The 1,978-nt window shown below is 68.6% G+C and carries 3 protein-coding genes; all 3 read right to left on the bottom strand.

The genetic code is table 11. The annotated features are described in order from the left end of the window. Positions 1 to 979: lipoyl synthase (gene lipA, locus V7Z54_RS08085; RefSeq protein WP_334135713.1), on the bottom strand; the 979-nt coding region annotated here is incomplete at its 3' end. Between the two features lie 63 nt (positions 980 to 1,042). Continuing rightward, on the bottom strand, positions 1,043 to 1,666 hold the full coding sequence (lipB, locus tag V7Z54_RS08080) for a lipoyl(octanoyl) transferase LipB (protein WP_334135712.1): 624 nt from the start codon (positions 1,664 to 1,666) through the stop codon (positions 1,043 to 1,045). A gap of 47 nt (positions 1,667 to 1,713) precedes the next feature. Then, on the bottom strand, positions 1,714 to 1,978 hold a 265-nt coding region (locus V7Z54_RS08075), incomplete at its 5' end, for a YbeD family protein (protein WP_443082456.1).

Here is a 1,978-nt window from a genome sequence, read left to right as displayed (position 1 = left end):
AGCCCACCACGCCCGCGGCGCGGGCCTGCTGGTCGGCGTGATAGCTGCTGCGCACCAGGGCGCCCACCGCCGCGTGGCTGAAACCCATTGCGTAGGCCTGCTGCTCGAACACCTTGAACGTGTCCGGGTGCACGTAGCGCCGCACCGGCAGGTGGTGGGGACTCGGCGCCAGATACTGGCCGATGGTGAGCATATCGACGCCGTGCGCGCGCAGGTCGCGCATGACGTCCAGAATTTCCTCGTCGGTCTCCCCCAGCCCCACCATCAGCCCGCTTTTGGTGGGGATGTGCGGGAAGCGCTGTTTGAACTTGCGCAGCAGGTTGAGGCTAAACGCATAGTCCGACCCCGGCCGCGCCTGCCTGTACAGCCGTGGCACCGTCTCCAAGTTGTGGTTCATCACGTCCGGCGGCGCGGCCGACAGGATCTCCAGTGCACGGTCGTCGCGGCCACGGAAGTCGGGCACCAGGATCTCGATGCGCGTCTGCGGCGACAGGGCACGCACGCGCTGGATGCAGGCCACGAAATGCCCCGCCCCGCCGTCGCGCAGGTCATCACGGTCCACGCTGGTGATGACGACGTAGCTCAGCCGCAGCGCGGCGATGGTGCGCGCCAGATTTTCCGGCTCGTCGGGGTCGAGCGGGTCGGGGCGGCCGTGGCCGACGTCGCAAAACGGGCAGCGGCGCGTGCATTTGTCGCCCATGATCATGAAGGTGGCCGTGCCCTTGCCGAAGCACTCGCCGATGTTGGGGCAGGAGGCTTCCTCGCACACCGTCACCAGCCGGTTGGCGCGCAAGATGTCCTTGATTTCGTAGAAGCGCGTGCCGGGGCCGCCGGCCTTGACGCGGATCCACTCGGGTTTTTTGAGCACGGGGGCGGGTTCGACCTTGATCGGGATGCGCGCCGTCTTGGCGGCGCTTTTCTGCTTGGCGCTGGGGTCGTAGCCGGTCGCCGCAGCGCTGGCTGGTTGGGCAGCGGGCATGGCGGTGTCGGAGGACATGGAGGGTTCCTGCAAGCGGTTGGGAGAGCAGAGTGGCGCTGCGCTTTAGCCCCGGGGGGTGAGCAGCGCCACCAGCTGGCGTGCCAGTTCGTCGCGTACCTCTGGCAGCGTGGCTGCAACGCCGATGGTAGCAAGGTCCACTGTACGCAGGCCCGCGTAGCCGCAGGGGTTGATACGGGAAAAGGGGCTCAGGTCCATCGCCACGTTCAGCGCCACGCCGTGGTAGGCACAGTGGCGATGCACCTTGATGCCGAGCGCACTGATCTTGCCCAGCCCGGCAAAGGGGTCGTGGCCCGGGCGCGGACCGGCCAGTGCCGCATGGGCAAACGGGTCGTGCAGCCGCACATAGATGCCCGGGGCGCCCGCCACCCGGTGCCCCGTCACGCCGAAGGCGGCCAGAGTGCGGATGACCGCTTCCTCTAGCCGGTACACGTAGGTCTTGACGAAGTAGCCGGCGCGGCGCAGGTCGACGAGCGGGTAGGCGACCACCTGCCCCGGGCCGTGGTAGGTGACCTGGCCGCCGCGGTTGGTGGCGATCACCGCAATGTCGCCCGGCTGCAATACGTGCTCTGGGCGCCCGGCCAGGCCCTGGGTGAACACAGGCGGGTGCTCGCATAGCCACAGCTCGTCGGGGGTGTGCGGGGTGCGTGCCTCGGTGAAGGCGCGCATGGCCGCGTAGGTGGCGGCGTAGTCGGCCTGGCCGAGCTCGCGCACGATCACAGCACCACCCGCACCATCGGATGGGTGGACAGCGTGCGGTAGAGCTCGTCGAGCTGCGCGCGCGACGTCACCCGCACCACCAGCGTCAGGCCCAGGTAGTTGCCGCCGCGGCTGAGGCGCTGCTCGATGGTGGCGGCATCGAACGTCGGGTCGAACTGGCGCGCAATGTGCGCGATGGCCGTGACAAAACCGTCTGCGCGCGGGCCCATCACTTTCAGCGGAAAGTGGCAGGGATACTCGATGAGAGAGGCGGGTTCGGGG

It is taken from the genome of Tepidimonas sp., from assembly GCF_036824975.1.
Lineage (GTDB): Bacteria > Pseudomonadota > Gammaproteobacteria > Burkholderiales > Burkholderiaceae_C > Tepidimonas.
This window is presented reverse-complemented; position numbering and strand designations above follow the sequence as displayed.

What these genes read in the sequence shown, in the direction of transcription:
- lipB (WP_334135712.1), bottom strand. Translation starts at nt 1,666, where the DNA reads ATGCGCGCCTTCACCGAGGCACGCACCCCGCACACCCCCGACGAGCTG.